The sequence below is a fragment of the Paenibacillus sp. SRL342 genome (genome assembly GCF_984798905.1).
This window is the reverse complement of sequence record NZ_OZ481790.1, coordinates 4,196,334-4,213,605: the sequence shown is the minus strand read 5'-3', so window position 1 is coordinate 4,213,605 and position 17,272 is coordinate 4,196,334. Positions and strand designations below refer to the sequence as shown.

Genomic DNA, 17,272 nt, shown 5'->3' with positions numbered 1-17,272 from the left:
ACGAAAGCTACTCAGCGATATTGAATATTACTTGAACACGAATTCAAATGAACCAATGGGGGTACGGCTAATGAACAAGTCCATCAACATCCAAGATACGTTCTTGAACCAACTGCGGAAAGAAAATATTCCTGCTACGGTCTATCTGACCAACGGCTTCCAAATCCGCGGGACGATCAAGGCATTTGACAATTTTACGATCGTCATTGACAGCGACGGACGCCAGCAAATGGTCTACAAGCATGCCATCTCCACGTTCACGCCGCAACGCAGCGTATCGCTGATGCAGCAAGATAACAGCGGCGAAGCTTAAAAAAATTACGAAACCTTTTCACCAACCATTTCGTCTACAAGTATAGGTATTGAAACAGAGCAACCTGAATAAAGGGTTGTTCTTTTCATTCCGGGCAAAATATGTTTAATATATGCCTGAGCCTATAGACGAATAGAAATTATGCAACCGAAAGGGAGTCAGGAGGTTAACATGCCAAACGATCCGTTGTCGAGGTCTAACAATCGCAACAACAATAACAAGTCACCCAAAAAAGCGAAGCCAAAGACCTCTAAAAAGAAAAAAATTACGGGTAAACGCGTTGGATGGACACTGTTTTTCACGATGGCAATCGCCATATTCTGTGCACTTGGCGGATATTTATTTATTATGGTGAGTGGTGAAAATCTGCTCAAAGCCAACAAGGACAAAACCACAATTAATGAAACTTCAAAAGTATATGATCGCAATGGCCAATTAATGGGGGAGCTATCCATTCAGAAGCTGGAACCCGTCAAAGAAGATGATATTCCTGAACTGGTGAAGCAAGCCTTTGTTGCAACGGAGGATAAGCGATTCTACGATCATCAAGGCGTGGATATCTGGTCCATTGGGCGTGCAGCCGTTAAGGATGTCATGGCTCGTTCCATGGTGGAAGGTGGTAGTACACTAACCCAACAGCTTGCCAAGAACATGTTCTTGTCCCGTGACAAAACGTTCTTTCGTAAAGCAACGGAAGTATCGATTGCCATGGCATTAGAGCGCAAGTACACAAAAGACGAAATCCTGACGATGTATCTGAACCGGATTTTCTTCGGACATCAGCGTTACGGGATTAAAGCGGCATCTGAATTTTACTTTGGAGTTACTGATCTCAAGAGGTTGAAGTTGTGGCAAATTGCTACATTGGCAGCTATGCCGAAAGGGCCTTCTGCCTATAATCCGGTGAGCAATCCAAACGACTCAAAAGCACGTCGAGGTGTGGTATTGCAGCTGATGTATGAACAAGGCTACATTACCAAGGCGGAGATGGACGAAGCAAAAGAGATTAACTATAACTATAAGCGACCAGAGAAAGACAGGAAGTATCAAGGTTTTATAGATTATGTACTTCGTGAAGCTGAGCGAGTAACAGGCAAAACGGAAGATGATCTGAATATCGGCGGATACAAAATCTATACAACCATGGATGCTCAGGCTCAAACAGCCATGGAAACGGCCTTCACAGATGACAGTTTGTTCGAGGCAAGCAAAGATGATCAACAGGTCCAAGGCTCCATGGTCATCATGAATCATGAGAATGGTAGCCTCGTTGCCCTCTTGGGTGGACGGGATTATCAGACTAAAGGTTATAGCCGTGTAACGCAGAGTCGAAGACAACCAGGTTCAGCTTTTAAACCGATTGTGTCTTATGCACCGGCGCTTGAATCAGGAAATTACAGTGCCAATTCCTCGCTGAGTAATGCGAAGCAATGTTTTGGTAACTACTGTCCTGGTAACTTGCATGGATATTCTTCAACGATCAGTATGACGGAAGCCATTACGAAATCGGAAAATATTCCGGCCGTTTGGCTACTTGATAAAATAGGTGTTAACACAGGCATTAATTTTGCCAAAAGTGTAGGCATACAGCTGACGGATGAAGACAAAAACCTGGCGATTGCCCTTGGTGGTCTAAGTAAAGGTACAAATACACTGGAGATGGCGCAAGCCTATAGTGCATTTGCCAACCTCGGAGAATACCGACAAGCCTATGCGATTAAAGAAATCAAGGATAGCGCAGGCAAAACCACCTACAAACACGATAATTCGGACACAACGCGTGTCATGAGTGAGCAAAATGCGTATCAGCTTACACAGATGCTGCAGAATGTCGTTAATGACGGTACGGGACGTTCAGCGCGTCTGGACCGTCCGGTTGCGGGTAAAACAGGAACAGTTCAAAGTGGTATCTCTGGCAACAGTGCCAACCGTGATGTATGGTTTGTTGGATACACACCGGAATGGACTGCCGCAGTCTGGATGGGCTATGACAATCCGGATGCCAATCATATGCTTAAGAACAGCAGTAAGCTGTCGGCAGCTTTCTTTGCCAAAGTCATGGGAGATGCTTTAAAAGGCGTTCCAGTGAAGCAATTCAAAGCACCAGCTGGAGGGCAGGCACCTCCGCCAGTAGAAGAACCAGAAAAGCCGGCTCTGTCCGTTAGTGGGCTGAGTGGATCATACGATCCAAATGCACAAACCGTCTCACTGAGTTGGACTGGAACGGGTGACGCGAGTACGCAATATCGGATTTATCGGAAAGAAACATCGGAAGCCCAGTTCACTCATCTTATTGATGCAATAGGAGCGACCAATGCACAAGATTTAAGTGCGTTGCCTGGTCTAACTTATGAGTACTATGTGACAGCTTACGACTTGGCATCAGGACTTGAGACGGATCCTTCCAACACCATTTCCTTGATGATTGAAGCGCAGGAAATGCCGCCGGAGGAACCTGATCCTGGTATAGACCCTGGAACAGAGATAGATCCTGAGCAGCCAGGTACAGAGAATCCGGACATTGGTTCACCGGATAATGGCAACTCGAACGGTAATAATGGTAATGGGAATGAAAATGGCAACAACGGAAATGGTAATGGTAATAACGGAAACAATGGTAACAACGGAAACAACGGTAACAACGGCGGAGCTGGCCAAGGAAACGGTCAACCTGGGGAAGGAAATACGACCCCGCCTGGTCAGGGGACAACAGATCCGGGCGGTACCGGTGAAGGTTCCGATGATGGAGCCGTAACAACGCCAGGTGAGGTAGTAACTCCGGACAGCGGAACAAGTGGGGATACTGGAGGGACAGATGCACCTGCAGATTCTCAAGCTGGAACCGGCGGCTAAGCCAATGAATCACTAAATAGCTACATTGAAAAAACTGCTTCCCGGAAAACCGGTGAAGCAGTTTTTTGGTATACGGAACCAACTGTAATGGAAGCTGATTTGATGAATAGGTGGGACAAAGCTTGATTTTGAGTGTAAACCTTAAATATGGTAAGCTGTAACTATTCGTAATACGTTGTGCAAGGGCGGGCCCAGAGCGCTGGAATCCATCAGGCGGACGTTATTACATTGTTCACCAATAACATCAGAGCAGGTCACGGACCTGTAGTCGGCAAAGAGGGGTTCGTATGAAACGGAAATTCGGGGACCGCGCGAACTGGCGCCGGATTACGAACCGACAATTCACATGCCGGTTCGTTCAATCCAAAATTTTCACAGGTTATATTACGTTGTACACCATACAGGATTTGAAAGAACCTCTGTGGAAAACTTATGGAGGCAGTACCTTCTGTATCGCAGATAAAGGGTATTCCTGGCTGCAATACTATCCGAAGGGAGAGCATTTTGTTGTTACAGCGATGTTTGACGATCAGGAACGGATTGTAGAGTGGTACATTGATACATGTCGTAGTCAGGGGATAACCGATCAGGGTGTTCCTTGGTTTGATGACCTGTATCTGGATGTCGTTGTGCTGAAAGATGGAGAAGTATTTTTGCTGGATGAAGATGAGCTTGAAGATGCATTGTCACGGAAGCATATTACTACAGGTGATTATGACTTGGCTAACAAGACGGCAAAGGAACTGCTGCATGCCATTGATGCACATGTATTTCCATACTTTCAGTTATCGCTGAAGCATAGGCAGAGTTTGTTTGAGAACGGAGAGTTTCGAAAAAACATTCAGATTTGAGGCATGTACTTCGCCGTAGAATTCTTCTTCATGATCCTTCTAATATTGGAGCACCTGATAGAATACATTAATAATCAGGAGAGTTCAGCCCGATAAAATAGAGGTGATGGCGAATGAACGGACGGGTCATGGCTGCAGGAGAGCAACCAGGAGGCAGACCATCCAGACAAATTAATATTGTGTTGCGTAACCAGGAACCTCAGATGTTGGTCAAAGATGAAGCAGCGGCAGTACAGGCAGCCAAGAGTATAACCAAACATGCTCACTTCCAGGAGATACAGGGTGAACTGGAGCAACTGGTTGGACTTGAAAATATCAAAGACTTGGTATTTGAGATTTATGCTTTCCTACAGATTGCTCAGATGCGCACTGAAGCAGGTTTACTTAGTGGTGCGCACGTGTATCATATGATCTTCAAAGGCAATCCGGGGACTGGTAAGACCACCGTTGCGAGAATCGTTGCCAAACTCTTTCAGAAGATGGGTGTGTTAAGTAAAGGGCATCTTATTGAAGTAGAGCGTGCGGATCTGGTTGGAGAATATATTGGTCACACGGCGCAGAAAACAAGAGATCTGGTCAAGAAGGCACTCGGTGGAATATTGTTCATTGACGAAGCTTACAGTTTGGCCCGCGGTGGAGAGAAGGATTTTGGAAAGGAAGCCATTGATACGCTTGTAAAATCAATGGAAGATAATAAAAACCAATTTATCCTCATATTGGCTGGTTATTCAGATGAGATTGATTTTTTTCTTCAGACGAACCCTGGATTACCTTCCCGCTTTCCCATTCAAGTGGAGTTTCCAGACTACAGTATTGATCAGTTGATTCAAATCTCTGAGATTATGGCCAAAGAGCGTGATTATATTTTAATGCCTCAGACCATACTCAAACTAAAGCAGCATTTGCTTCAGGAAAAAAATGATTCGCTGCATGCGTTCAGTAACGCCAGATACGTTCGTAATGCCATTGAGCGTTCGATCAGGCATCAGGCGGTTCGTTTGTTGGAACAATATTCGGAAGGCAGTCCAGGAAAACTGGAGCTGATGACAATCCGTACAGAGGATTTGAACTTTGAGCGAAAGTAAGCGATAATATAGTTTTTACACCAGCCGGCCGGGCCAACCGGTTCGGCTTAAGGCATGCCATGGCATATTCGTGGTAATGAATACTAATGGATTAGTAATTAGAAGGAGTGAACATATACATGACAAATGGCACACATGATACAGATATGGTCAAAAAAGATCGCGCCGTCTTGGTTAGTCTTGTTACGGATGATGTAAAACGTACAGGTATCAATCCTGAGTACTCTTTAGAGGAACTGGTGAAACTTGCCGAGACAGCTGGAGTGGAAGTGCTAAGTGTACTTTCTCAGAACAGGGAAAAACGTGATACCAAATGGTTCATTGGTAAAGGTAAGGTGGAAGAGCTCCGTGCGATTGCAGAGGAACTCGGAGCAACTACAGCTATTTTTGATCAGGAATTGTCAGGGGCACAGGTTCGGAATCTGGAAGAAACCCTCGATCTCAAAATTATTGACCGTACCCAATTAATTTTGGACATCTTTGCACAACGTGCCAACACTAGAGAAGGTATCATTCAAGTGGAATTGGCTCAACATAGCTACTTGCTGCCACGTTTGTCGGGTCATGGCAAGAACCTGTCCAGACTTGGTGGCGGAATCGGAACAAGGGGTCCAGGTGAAAGCAAGCTGGAGACAGACCGCCGTCACATTCGTGGTCGTATCGATGATCTGAAGCGTCATCTGGAAGAATTGACTCGTCATCGCAAGTTGCATCGTGAACGCCGTAAAAAAACAGGTATTGTTCAGGTGGCCCTTGTTGGTTATACCAATGCTGGCAAATCAACCTTACTCAAGCAGTTGACGGCTGCAGATGTGTATATTCAAGATCAGCTATTCGCTACTCTGGATCCAACATCACGTACGATGGAACTTCCAAGTGGAAAAGAAATCGTCCTTACCGACACGGTTGGATTTATTCAAAATCTACCGCATGATCTGATTGCAGCGTTCCGTGCAACGCTGGAGGAAGTGAATGAAGCAGACCTGATCCTGCATGTTGTAGACGCCTCATCAGCTATGCGTGAAGATCAGATGCGGACGGTTAATACAATTTTGCAAGAACTTGGTTCAGGGGACAAGCCGCAGTTAGTCCTGTATAACAAAAAAGATGCGTGCACACCAGAGCAGCTTGAGATGCTTCCATTGGATAAAGACCATATCAAAGTAAGCGCATTAGACGCAGACGATTTGCTTAAAATCCGTGAATTGATCCAGACAGAGCTTACAGGTGACACGAAGCGCTTCCGGATTCCGGCAGAACGTGGTGATCTTACGTCCGTCCTCTACAAAATTGGTGATGTAGTAGATACCAGCTTTGAAGAAAATGATGTAATTTATGAAGTGGAATTACAAAAAGGTGAATATGAGAAATTTGGTCATATGCTTGAAGATTTCATCGAATTGTAATACTCATGACATATTGATGTGATAAGTTGACACATAATAGATATTTAACGTCAGATTCGTGCTATGAAGGGGAATGAAGTAAGATGGTAAGCTTTGATTCAGAAATATCTGAACTTCAACATCAAGTGGAGCGTCAGATTGAAGGAAAACTGCAACAGATTGATCGGATTACAGATCACAATCAATGGAAGGTGATTAATGCTTTCCAACAGCGAAAAGTAAGTGATTTTCACTTTGCAGGTTCAACAGGTTATGCCTATAACGATCGTGGGCGTGAAGTGCTTGATGAAGTATATGCTGATGTTTTCGGCGCGGAAGCCGCGTTGGTACGTCCTCATTTTGCTTCAGGTACACATACGATTAGTACAGCTCTTTTTGGAGTGCTGCGCCCAGGGGACGAATTATTGTACATCACGGGTAAGCCTTATGACACATTGCATAAAGTTATTGGCAAACCCGGTGATGGCACAGGTTCATTACGCGATTTTGGTATCGGTTACCGTGAGACGGCCTTAACTGATGAAGGTGGAGTGGACTGGGCAGCAGTTGAAAAAAACATTACACCGGCTACAAAAGTCATTGGGATTCAACGTTCACGTGGTTATGACTGGCGCTCCTCCTTCTGTGTTGCTGAGATTGCTGAGATGGTTACGCGTGTTAAAGCGCTGAAGGAAGATGTTATCGTATTCGTAGATAATTGTTACGGTGAATTCACAGAGGAACATGAACCGACAGAAGTCGGAGTTGATCTGATGGCCGGGTCACTGATCAAGAATCCTGGTGGAGGTATTGCGGAAACCGGTGGATACATATGTGGGAAGGAACAATACGTACAGCTGGCAGCTTATCGTCTGACAGCCCCGGGAATTGGGGGTGAGGTGGGAGCAATGCTGGGGACAACACGTGGCATCTACCAAGGACTTTACATGGCTCCGACAATTGTAGGACAAGCTATCAAAGGAAGTACGTTTGCTGCTGCGATGTTTGCTGAATCCGGATTTGTAACCAAACCTGCTTGGAATGAAGCTCGCACAGATCTGATCCAGGCTGTTCAGTTTAGCTCTGCCGAGCATCTGATCGCCTTCGTGCAGGGGATTCAGCGTGCAGCAGCTGTGGATAGTCATGTGGTCCCTGAACCGTGGGATATGCCTGGTTATGAGCATCCTGTCATTATGGCGGCAGGTACGTTCATTCAGGGTGGAAGTCTGGAATTATCAGCCGACGCGCCTATTCGGGAGCCGTATATCGGGTATATGCAAGGCGGATTAACGTACTCTCATGTCAAATATGGCGTTTTGATGGCGTTACAGACTATGAAAGATCGTAAATTATTGTGAGTTTATCTAACACGTCATTGACACTTGGTAATAACTAAATGTACAATAGGGTGAAGAATAGATGACTGGAAGGTTGATGAACATGGGTGATGAAATTCGCAGAAATATGGCCTTATTCCCGATTGGTATTGTAATGAAACTTACGGATCTGTCTGCACGTCAGATTCGTTACTATGAGCAGCATAGCTTGATCGTTCCTGCGAGAACGTCAGGTAATCAACGGTTATTCTCTTTTAATGACGTAGAGAGATTGCTAGAGATCAAGGCTTTGATTGAAAAAGGAGTTAACATCGCGGGGATCAAACAAGTGATGAATCCTGTTTCAAAAGAATCCGAGGAAGCTACAGTTATCACGCCGGATACTGAAGTTAAACGCAGAGAGCTGTCCGATACGCAGTTGCACCGCTTGCTGAAGCAACAGCTTGTATCAGGTAAGAGACCAGGACAAGTATCTCTCATTCAGGGAGAGCTTTCCCGATTCTTTAATAAAAACTAAATTCGCATAACTTGGCGAGTGAGGGGAAAACATGCACTTTTGGTGTGAGACTCCTTGACCCGTGGAACTTTCTAATGTACAAATATAACAGGCAAGCCAAATACGCAGATAAGAAAGGGAGAGGTTATAGTGAGTTATACAAAAGAAGACATTCTCCGCATTTCGAAAGAAGAAAACGTACGATTCATTCGATTGCAATTTACTGATTTGCTTGGAGCTATCAAAAACGTTGAGATTCCTGTGAGTCAGTTGACTAAAGCTCTGGATAACAAAATGATGTTTGATGGATCTTCCATTGAAGGTTATGTACGTATTGAAGAGTCTGACATGTACCTCTATCCAGATCTAGATTCTTGGCTTATTTTCCCATGGGTTGCAGAGAACCGTGTTGCACGTCTGATTTGCGACGTATATCTTCCGGATGGTAATCCGTTCCCAGGAGATCCACGTGGCATCTTGAAACGAAACCTGAAGGAAGCCCAAGATATGGGATTCACTTCCTTTAACGTTGGTCCTGAACCCGAGTTCTTCTTGTTCAAAACAGACGAAAAAGGAAACCCAACTAACGAACTGAATGACCAAGGTGGTTATTTCGACCTTGCGCCTACGGATCTTGGTGAAAACTGTCGTCGTGACATCGTTATCACACTTGAAGAAATGGGCTTTGAGATCGAAGCTTCCCACCATGAGGTAGCTCCAGGTCAGCATGAGATCGACTTCAAATATGCTGATGCTCTGAAAGCGGCTGACCAGATCCAAACGTTCAAACTCGTTGTTAAAACGATTGCACGTCAGCATGGTTTACATGCGACATTCATGCCGAAACCGCTGTTTGGTATGAACGGATCCGGTATGCACTGTAACCAATCCTTGTTTAAAGGCAATGAGAACGCATTTGTTGATGAGTCGGACGAGTTGGGTCTGAGCAAAACTGCTCGTCACTTCATGGCTGGAACTCTGAAGCACGCACGTGCGTTTGCAGCAATTACTAACCCAACTGTGAACTCATACAAACGTCTTGTACCAGGTTATGAAGCACCTTGTTATGTAGCATGGTCTGCTAGTAACCGTAGCCCAATGATTCGTATTCCAGCTTCCCGTGGTCTGAGTACACGTGTTGAGGTTCGTAACCCGGATCCGGCTGCTAACCCTTACCTGGCTTTGTCTGTTCTGTTGAAAGCAGGTCTGGACGGAATCAAACGTGAGCTTTCCTTACCAGCTCCAATTGACCGTAACATCTACATCATGTCAGAAGAAGAGCGTGTGGAAGAAGGTATTCCAAGCTTGCCAGCTGACCTGAAAGAAGCATTGAATGAATTGATCCGCAGCGAAGTCATCTGTGACGCTCTCGGCGACCACGCCTTGGCTCACTTCTATGAGCTGAAAGAAATTGAGTGGGATATGTATAGAACACAAGTCCACCAATGGGAACGCGATCAATATATTACGTTGTACTAATAGCTCAATCCCTTGGCGCTCTAGCGCTGAGGGGTTTTTCTTTTTGTGGGCAAGTACCTATATATTTAAAGAAAAATCAAAATGCCCACAAAATGCCCACAAAATATTTTTCTAATCGAAAATTTCTTCAGTGAATTTCTCAAATCTATCTATATTGCTTTTTCTGGATCTTGCCAGAGATGTGGGCATATACATCTGATGTGATCTGAATACTTCCGTGACTTAATTGTTCTTGAACGAATTTCATATCTGCCCCGGACTCAGGAAAAAGAACCGCGCAGGTATGTCGGAGAGAGTGAAAGGGGCGTGATGGGAGATCACAACGTTGTAAGATGCGGGAGAAGGCATTGAATAATGAATTGGGCAAGAAGTTTCCATCTTCCCTACATAGAACCAGATCAAGGTCATGGTGGTATCTATCCCCAAGTATCCCTTTGTTATGTTCCTGCCACTCTCTGTGAAATGTGATGTCATTTACTAGATGTGTAGTAATTTTTATTTTTCTTCCTGATTTTTCTGTCTTGGTGTCATTGTATAATTCTTCTTTTTATTTCAGTGGAAGATAGCTAATCATTTGTGAAAGCTCCGGAGGAGGAGATTGGTAAAGTAGTACAAAGAAGAAAAAACAGGACTCTATTAGCAAATTGATAGAGTTGTTTGCTAGATGCTTACAGAAAAAACACTGGCATGGAGCCACGGGTAGTCTATGAACCATACCTTCAAAGTACTCCAAATAAAAAAAGGCCCTCCTGCAAATTTTGCGGGGGACCCATTTGAACATCTACGACAATATTATCTAGCTGGTTTTTGTGAATTGAATTGTATAAGGTTCGTTGTAGTTGTTAATGCCGTTATCCATGATTCTGAAGTAAACCTTCTCACCAGGTTTAGCATTCCAACTAATTGCCTCTGGGTATCCCCGTCCATTCCAGTTATCCATTTGAATGGATAAGATTGCACCGCTTGCATTCATTTTAATAACACCCATAACAATGTCGAAGTTCGCTGGTGGAGTGGCTATAACAGAATATGTGATTTCGGATGAACCGTTTGTATTGTCGACTACATAAAAATCGTTGTCGCTCATGCTATCTAAATACTGTGTTGCGCTAAATCCGGAAGACTGGCTAACACTTGAATACATCACTTCTGCTGTCTGAAAGGAATCAGCCCAACCTGTTTTAGCGAATGCAGAACTTGAACCGAATGCCAATAAACAAGCAGTTGCCATAACAGAAATAGAGAATTTTCTTAATCTTTTCATTTTCAAACCTCCCAAATATACTAGAACCAATAGAGTAAGATTCTGTTTTAAGTTATTATTTGAAATTAAAAATATCGAAGAGACTCTCGCAATTAGGTTGGCCAACCATGGATAAATATACCATATGTAATTGTTGTTTGTAAATAATAATATTGTAAAATGTTGGGTTTGCAATTATTATTTTAAAATGTTTTGTTTATTGAATTGATAGAAACAAGTTATTTTTAAAAAAATCTAATTGTTAAATTATAGATGTCCCTGTAATAAAAGAAGGCTTCTGATTGAATTCAGAAGCCTTCTTTTATTATTGTATTTAATATACGTAAATATTATTATGATGATAAAATTACTCGATTTTCGTTACGTAACCTTCATAGTTTCCGTAATATAATCCGTTTGAATAGGTAGTCGATGCTAGGTTGAGTACTCCATACCAAACTCCATCAGCATAAGTATATGTCTTTGGAACATACTTCGCATCTTCATACTTATTGTTAGCATCTGAATATCTCACATATTTTTGCGTCGCCTGAATCGTTACACTTTGTGCAGTTACAGAACCTTGAACAGAAGATGAGGGAGTGGCAAGTGATGCTGGAACAGCAATACTTGCTACAATAGCAGTGAGCGCTCCAATGGTGGCTAGTTTCTTTTTTTATGTAAATACCTCCTAAATTAATGAATTATAAAACTAAAAATACCATATAATTATATGTAAATTATAACATATATAACGTTGTGATTTGTATTTCTCACCCTACAAATCTACTAACGACCTCCCAAAAATTCCTCCAACTATTAAGAATATATCCACTCTAACAGATTTGGATCAGCATGAAATGTATCGGATCAGTGAGATACTAGATGACTCATATAATAGAAGTAGTGCGGTTGATTTGATATTATTTAACACTTTCTTCAAAGAATGCTCTTAGGAGTAGTTGTTGGATTATAATCTGCTGCTGTAAAAATTGTGGCCGGGAACGGATAAATCATCTGAAAGCAAATTGGCCACAAATGTCCCCTGAATTCTTCTTCATCATCTCACGTAACATTCCTGTGTTTATCTGTAACCAAGGCTTACATTTATATAACAAAACACGTTTGTTCGTCGATTAAGATAATGGTAAACCGTAAAACTCTCTTTATTTAAAGAATTGTATCAATTCATGTTAGTAATAGAACAATACCATTATTATTTATCAACTAAGCTATTGAAGAGAAACTGAAATTAGAATTCTTTCTATAATGGATTAAACTGTCGGAGGCAAAAGATTTTAATAATGCTTCCTTAGAAATTCTGATAGTCACGAAATATAAAGTATACTTACAATCACTCTTTCAAAATTCCAACCATCGTCGATTACATACAAATGGATGTTTCATTAGTATGTTGAAAGTTTCATATAGAAGAGGTATACTTTAATTAAATTTTGAACAATTAAATTTTAAATAATTAATTGGAGATGTTGATATGGATCAGGCAAAACAACTTGTGACAGAACAACGTACATTTTTTTATACAGGACAAACTAAAAATATCGAATATCGGATTAATGCGCTTCAACAGCTTAGAAAAGGAATTGAAAAGTATCAGCAACGGATTCAAGATGCACTTCGGGCGGATCTGAACAAATCTGAGGCGGAAGCTTACGGTTCCGAGATTCGCATTGTTTTGGGTGAACTGGATTTTGCATTAGAACACCTGCAGGAATGGGCTGCACCAAAACAAGTTCCAACCAATTCGAATATGCCGGATGGGGTGAGCACCATTTACCCTGAACCATACGGAGTGGCTCTTATTATTGCACCTTGGAACTATCCTTTCCAACTGGCCTTTGGTCCACTGATTGGAGCAATTGCAGCCGGTAACTGTGCAGTTATCAAGCCTTCTGAATTAACACCAGCCGTATCTCGTCTGACGTATGATCTGATTAAGGAGATCTTCCCTGAGGAGTATATTGCCGTTATGGAAGGTGAAGTTGAGGCAAGCACAGCATTGTTGAAAGAGAAGTTTGATTATATTTTCTTCACAGGCAGCACAGGTGTTGGTCGCATTGTTATGAAGGCAGCTGCGGAGCATTTGACTCCTGTAACTCTTGAGTTGGGTGGTAAGAGTCCTGCTATTGTCCATAGCGATGCAGATCTGAAGCTGGTGGCCCAGCGTATTGTTCGTGGTAAGTTCCTGAATGCAGGCCAAACATGCGTTGCTCCGGATTACTTGCTTGTACATGAACAAGTTCATGATGAATTGATCAATCTGATTGGCGCTGAGATCAAAGATAAATTTGGGGATGATGTGTTACAGAATGCTGATTTCCCGCACATTGTCAACGCGCGTAACTTTGATCGGTTGTCGAAATTCCTCACAGATGGCAAAACGCTGATTGGTGGACGTTCTGTACGTGAGCAGTTGTTCATTGAGCCGACTGTACTTGGCGATGTGAACTGGGAATCAGCTGTCATGCAAGAAGAGATCTTCGGTCCGATTCTTCCTGTATTTACGTACAGTGACCTTGATCCTATGCTGGATGAGATTGTTCGCCGGCCAAAACCATTGGCGCTATATCTTTTCACACAGGATGAGCAACTGCAGGATCAGGTTCTGAATCAAGTATCCTTCGGTGGGGGATGTATTAATGACACACTTTCTCATATGACTTCACATTATCTACCGTTTGGTGGTGTAGGAGAGAGCGGTATGGGCTCATATCACGGACAACAGAGCTTTGATGTGTTCTCGCATCACAAGAGTGTTCTGAAACGCAGTGAATAATTAGCCGCAAAAATAACATAAACATGAAAAAAAGAGGTTGTCCTGTTGATCAGGGCAACCTCTTTCGTATTTCATTACATCTAATTTTGTTACTCAAGTTAAATATTAATGAATATCTCGGAAAAGGCCAATGACTTTACCCAGAATACTAACATGTTTCAAACGTAAAGGTTCGAAGGTCGCATTCTCCGGTTGAAGGCGAATATGATCTTTCTCTTTATAGAACGTTTTCACTGTAGCTTCATCGTCTTCAGTCATTGCAACGACGATATCACCGTTATCAGCAGTTTGCTGTTGACGGACAATAACGTAATCTCCATTAACGATTCCAGCTTCCACCATACTATCTCCCACTACTGAAAGCATAAACACTTTCTGTTCGCCTACATAGTGTGTAGGAAGAGGGAAGTAGTCTTCAATGTTCTCGGTTGCAGTGATTGGAACCCCGGCTGTAACCTTACCAACAACAGGAATACGTGCAACGCTATGAGCAAATTGATGAGAATGCTCAGATTCTTCCTGGCTCAAAAGCTCAATGGCTCTTGGCTTGGTAGGGTCGCGTCGGATCAAACCTTTTTTCTCCAAACGATCCAAATGTCCATGTACTGTTGAGCTGGAAGCAAGTCCAACCGCTTCACCAATTTCCCGTACGGAAGGAGGATACCCCTTCAACCGGACTTCATTTCGTATAAACTCCAGAATAGCCTGCTGCCTGCTGGATATCTTCGACATACCGTATCAACCCCATTTTAGTAACGTTTGGGAAAATTATAACATAGAACCTCCGTTCGTACAAACATAAGTTCTAAATAAAATAGCTTTAAATCAGTGTTTTTTAACTTATAGAACAGAAATTGGCCAAAAGTCAGAGCATAATACTGCAAATGTTTTGAAAAAGTACTTGAAATAAGATATTGCTCCTTCTAAAAAGAAGCGAACAATTGTTCTAAAAATATATTGAACAAAACAAGTGTTCGTGTTATATTGATTTCAACAGATAGGAACAAACGTTTGGAGGCGGGTATTTAATGAGATATTCTACTTATCAAAGCATTTATGAACCAATGAATTCGGAACTGGTGAAGTCTAACATAGGGAACTACAAGAAGGTTTTAGCGCGTTTCAAGATTTCTTCATGGATGTTAAAGGTAGCCATTACCTCTATGATTATATTTATTGGATGCAGCACTGTTTTAACTGTATTTGCCGGCAATGAGAATGATGTTCTGCCTGGAGGAAAGATAGCTGTTTCACAAGGGGAAACATTATGGAGTATTTCTTTGGAACATAAACCGACGAATATGGATACACGTATTTATATAGAAGCAATTAAGAAAGTGAATCAACTTCATACGACTTCCATCCAAGTGGGACAAGTACTAGCTCTACCGCAATTTGCAGAATAAAATGCACATCAATGAGTGTTAACGCGTGTCAGCTTGACAAGCTGCCTTTATAATGGCAAAGTTAATATGACTTTGTATTTTTGGAGGGGACAAGCTTGGATATAGATAGTCTGGTAGCACGCATTAACGAATTGGCTCGTAAGCAAAAGTCCACTGGATTGTCGGAGGAAGAACTTGCCGAACGTGCCGAGCTAAGAGAGATTTATTTGAGTAATATTCGCAGCAATTTCAGACAACAACTGGATACCATTGAGATTGTTGATGATGAGAATGACAAAGGCCACCAAGGCAAACTCAAACACTAACGAAACCTAATGATATCATTATGATATTTAGGTTTCTTCCTGTTATTTTGAGTGTGCAATTTATAGGGGGAAATGTTGGTTTACAGTTATGTAAGCCGATACAAAGACACATAAGGGGGATTCTCATGTCGCGTTCGTTCGAGAGAACGGTTAAGAAAAATTCCAAGCAGTTAAATCAGCAGCGCAAAAAAAGTGGTCAACCAATCACAGGTACACCAGGCGAAGAAGTCTTTAAGGGACGCAGCCTTTTGTTCCCTATATTTTTGATTGGTCTCGCCTTTTTGTATCTGTTTATGAGCACGTTCCTTGTGCAAGCTCCGATGACAACCTGGGACTGGGTGACGATGCTGCTTTACGTATTTTTGGCAGTCATCTTCATGCTTCGTCGTCCATACATCAAGATTAGCAGTAATCGGATTATAACGACGAAGGGTAATCGTGAACGTTCAATTGGGGTTGACGATATCGTCAAATTCAGAATCGAACCAGGTACAGTTGTTATCGAACATAACAGTCGCGGGAAAAGATGGGTGTTTACCAAGTTATTGAACCGTTACGATACAGATGCGATTGCAGAACGTTTGCTGAAGTTTGCAAAAGCACACCAGATCACCGTGGAAACCGTCGAAAAGTAATTATTGCATAAAGGGGTAGATGATCGGAATGGCGTTAAAAGCGATTTTGTTCGACCTAGATGATACTTTATTATGGGATGAGCGTAGTGTTCGAGAAGCTTTTCATGAGACTTGTCTAATCGCAGCGAAAGAGACTGGGGTTAAACCAGAAGAACTTGAAGAAGCTGTTCGTAATGAGGCACGTGGACTGTATGAATCATATGAAACCTTTTCTTTTACTAAAATGATTGGAATCAATCCGTTTGAAGGCCTATGGGCTAACTTTACTGGTGGGGATCAGCCTGAGTTCCGTCAGTTGGAACAGCTTGCTCCAGTTTACCGTAAAGAATCCTGGCGTCGTGGCTTGTTGAAATTGGGTATAGATCGGGAAGATCTTGCTGAACAACTGGCCGCACAGTTTGGAGTAGAACGGAGATCCAGACCACATGTATACGAAGAAACGATGGATACCTTGCGTCAATTACAAGGAAAGTACAAACTGTTGTTGTTAACGAACGGTTGTCCTGCTTTGCAACAAGAGAAGTTGGATGGTGTACCTGAATTGACTCCTTTCTTTGATGAGATTATTATCTCGGGTAACTTCGGAAAAGGAAAACCGGATCCATCAATATTTGAACATGCTTTGAGTAAACTGGGTGTTAAACCCGAAGAGAGCATGATGGTTGGGGATAAGTTAACGACTGATATTCGTGGTGCTTTATCATCTGGCATCCAATCCGTATGGATTAACCGTGAGCATAAGACCAACAATGAAACGTATGCGCCAGACCATGAAATAACGCATTTATCGGAATTAAATCAGCTTATTGCTAATTTCTAAGCAGATCAGCTATAACATCTTTCCTCAGCACCCTGAAACATTGGTAACTTCAATGAACGATGATGTCGTTCTTGAAGTTACCAATGTTTTTTTATTTGAACATGTTGACTAAATTACCTTGTTAAATGAGATCTCTATTTTTTTTACTAAAAGTTATTGAAATTAGGGGGAAGCTGGATTAGAATATAACTAACATACTAGTATGACTAGTATTTAGATTGTCCTAAAGCAATTTCTTTTTGACTTACTTCATTAAATGGAAGCAGG

16 protein-coding genes are annotated in these 17,272 nt (G+C 42.3%); 13 read left to right on the top strand and 3 right to left on the bottom strand.

Annotation, left to right across the window (positions count from 1 at the left end; all coding sequences use genetic code 11):
- Positions 1-70: 70 nt before the first annotated feature.
- The 8 genes from hfq to glnA all read left to right on the top strand — a co-directional run bounded on the left by hfq (position 71) and on the right by glnA (position 9,799).
- Positions 71-313 carry an RNA chaperone Hfq gene (gene hfq, locus AC4E8D_RS18435; RefSeq protein ID WP_017687918.1) on the top strand — a complete coding sequence of 81 codons (243 nt, stop codon included), beginning with the start codon at positions 71-73 and terminating at the stop codon, positions 311-313.
- A gap of 171 nt (positions 314-484) precedes the next feature.
- A complete protein-coding gene (locus AC4E8D_RS18430; RefSeq protein ID WP_221821693.1) occupies positions 485-3,166 on the top strand; it encodes a PBP1A family penicillin-binding protein in 2,682 nt (893 codons plus the stop codon).
- Between the two features lie 287 nt (positions 3,167-3,453).
- The gene (locus tag AC4E8D_RS18425) at positions 3,454-4,017 is read left to right on the top strand and encodes a ribonuclease FAU-1 family protein (RefSeq protein WP_062835000.1); all 564 of its coding nucleotides are present in this window, start codon (positions 3,454-3,456) and stop codon (positions 4,015-4,017) included.
- A 113-nt stretch (positions 4,018-4,130) separates the two neighbouring features.
- Positions 4,131-5,102 carry an AAA family ATPase gene (locus AC4E8D_RS18420; protein WP_036613563.1) on the top strand — a complete coding sequence of 324 codons (972 nt, stop codon included), beginning with the start codon at positions 4,131-4,133 and terminating at the stop codon, positions 5,100-5,102.
- 119 nt (positions 5,103-5,221) lie between these two features.
- On the top strand, positions 5,222-6,508 hold the full coding sequence (gene hflX / locus AC4E8D_RS18415; protein WP_076210080.1) for a GTPase HflX: 1,287 nt from the start codon (positions 5,222-5,224) through the stop codon (positions 6,506-6,508).
- An 83-nt stretch (positions 6,509-6,591) separates the two neighbouring features.
- Positions 6,592-7,845, top strand: coding sequence for a methionine gamma-lyase family protein (locus AC4E8D_RS18410; protein WP_221821691.1), 1,254 nt, complete (start codon positions 6,592-6,594; stop codon positions 7,843-7,845).
- Between the two features lie 82 nt (positions 7,846-7,927).
- Positions 7,928-8,341 (top strand): MerR family transcriptional regulator, encoded by a 414-nt coding sequence (locus tag AC4E8D_RS18405; protein ID WP_017687924.1) that lies wholly within the window; start codon positions 7,928-7,930, stop codon positions 8,339-8,341.
- Between the two features lie 129 nt (positions 8,342-8,470).
- Entirely contained in the window at positions 8,471-9,799 is a 1,329-nt protein-coding gene (gene glnA, locus AC4E8D_RS18400) for a type I glutamate--ammonia ligase (protein WP_076210082.1), read from the top strand.
- Between the two features lie 145 nt (positions 9,800-9,944).
- Here the strand turns inward: glnA and AC4E8D_RS18395 are convergent, their stop codons facing one another.
- Both AC4E8D_RS18395 and AC4E8D_RS18390 read right to left on the bottom strand, forming a co-directional pair.
- The gene (locus AC4E8D_RS18395) at positions 9,945-10,229 is read right to left on the bottom strand and encodes a tyrosine-type recombinase/integrase (protein WP_397376264.1); all 285 of its coding nucleotides are present in this window, start codon (positions 10,227-10,229) and stop codon (positions 9,945-9,947) included.
- Positions 10,230-10,595: 366 nt separating this feature from the next.
- Positions 10,596-11,063, bottom strand: a complete 468-nt coding sequence (locus AC4E8D_RS18390; RefSeq protein WP_221821687.1) for a hypothetical protein — start codon at positions 11,061-11,063, stop codon at positions 10,596-10,598.
- A 1,474-nt stretch (positions 11,064-12,537) separates the two neighbouring features.
- Between AC4E8D_RS18390 and AC4E8D_RS18385 the strand changes: the two genes are divergently transcribed.
- Positions 12,538-13,839, top strand: a complete 1,302-nt coding sequence (locus tag AC4E8D_RS18385) for an aldehyde dehydrogenase (RefSeq protein ID WP_221821686.1) — start codon at positions 12,538-12,540, stop codon at positions 13,837-13,839.
- A gap of 105 nt (positions 13,840-13,944) precedes the next feature.
- Here AC4E8D_RS18385 and lexA read toward each other — a convergent pair whose 3' ends face one another.
- Positions 13,945-14,571, bottom strand: coding sequence for a transcriptional repressor LexA (lexA, locus tag AC4E8D_RS18380; RefSeq protein WP_017688034.1), 627 nt, complete (start codon positions 14,569-14,571; stop codon positions 13,945-13,947).
- 296 nt (positions 14,572-14,867) lie between these two features.
- Between lexA and AC4E8D_RS18375 the strand changes: the two genes are divergently transcribed.
- The 4 genes from AC4E8D_RS18375 to AC4E8D_RS18360 all read left to right on the top strand — a co-directional run bounded on the left by AC4E8D_RS18375 (position 14,868) and on the right by AC4E8D_RS18360 (position 17,005).
- Positions 14,868-15,245, top strand: a complete 378-nt coding sequence (locus tag AC4E8D_RS18375) for a LysM peptidoglycan-binding domain-containing protein (RefSeq protein ID WP_076210088.1) — start codon at positions 14,868-14,870, stop codon at positions 15,243-15,245.
- Between the two features lie 95 nt (positions 15,246-15,340).
- The gene (locus AC4E8D_RS18370) at positions 15,341-15,550 is read left to right on the top strand and encodes a DUF896 domain-containing protein (protein ID WP_017688036.1); all 210 of its coding nucleotides are present in this window, start codon (positions 15,341-15,343) and stop codon (positions 15,548-15,550) included.
- A gap of 125 nt (positions 15,551-15,675) precedes the next feature.
- Entirely contained in the window at positions 15,676-16,185 is a 510-nt protein-coding gene (locus AC4E8D_RS18365) for a hypothetical protein (RefSeq protein ID WP_017688037.1), read from the top strand.
- A 28-nt stretch (positions 16,186-16,213) separates the two neighbouring features.
- Positions 16,214-17,005, top strand: coding sequence for an HAD family hydrolase (locus tag AC4E8D_RS18360; RefSeq protein ID WP_221821684.1), 792 nt, complete (start codon positions 16,214-16,216; stop codon positions 17,003-17,005).
- Positions 17,006-17,272 lie beyond the last annotated feature (267 nt).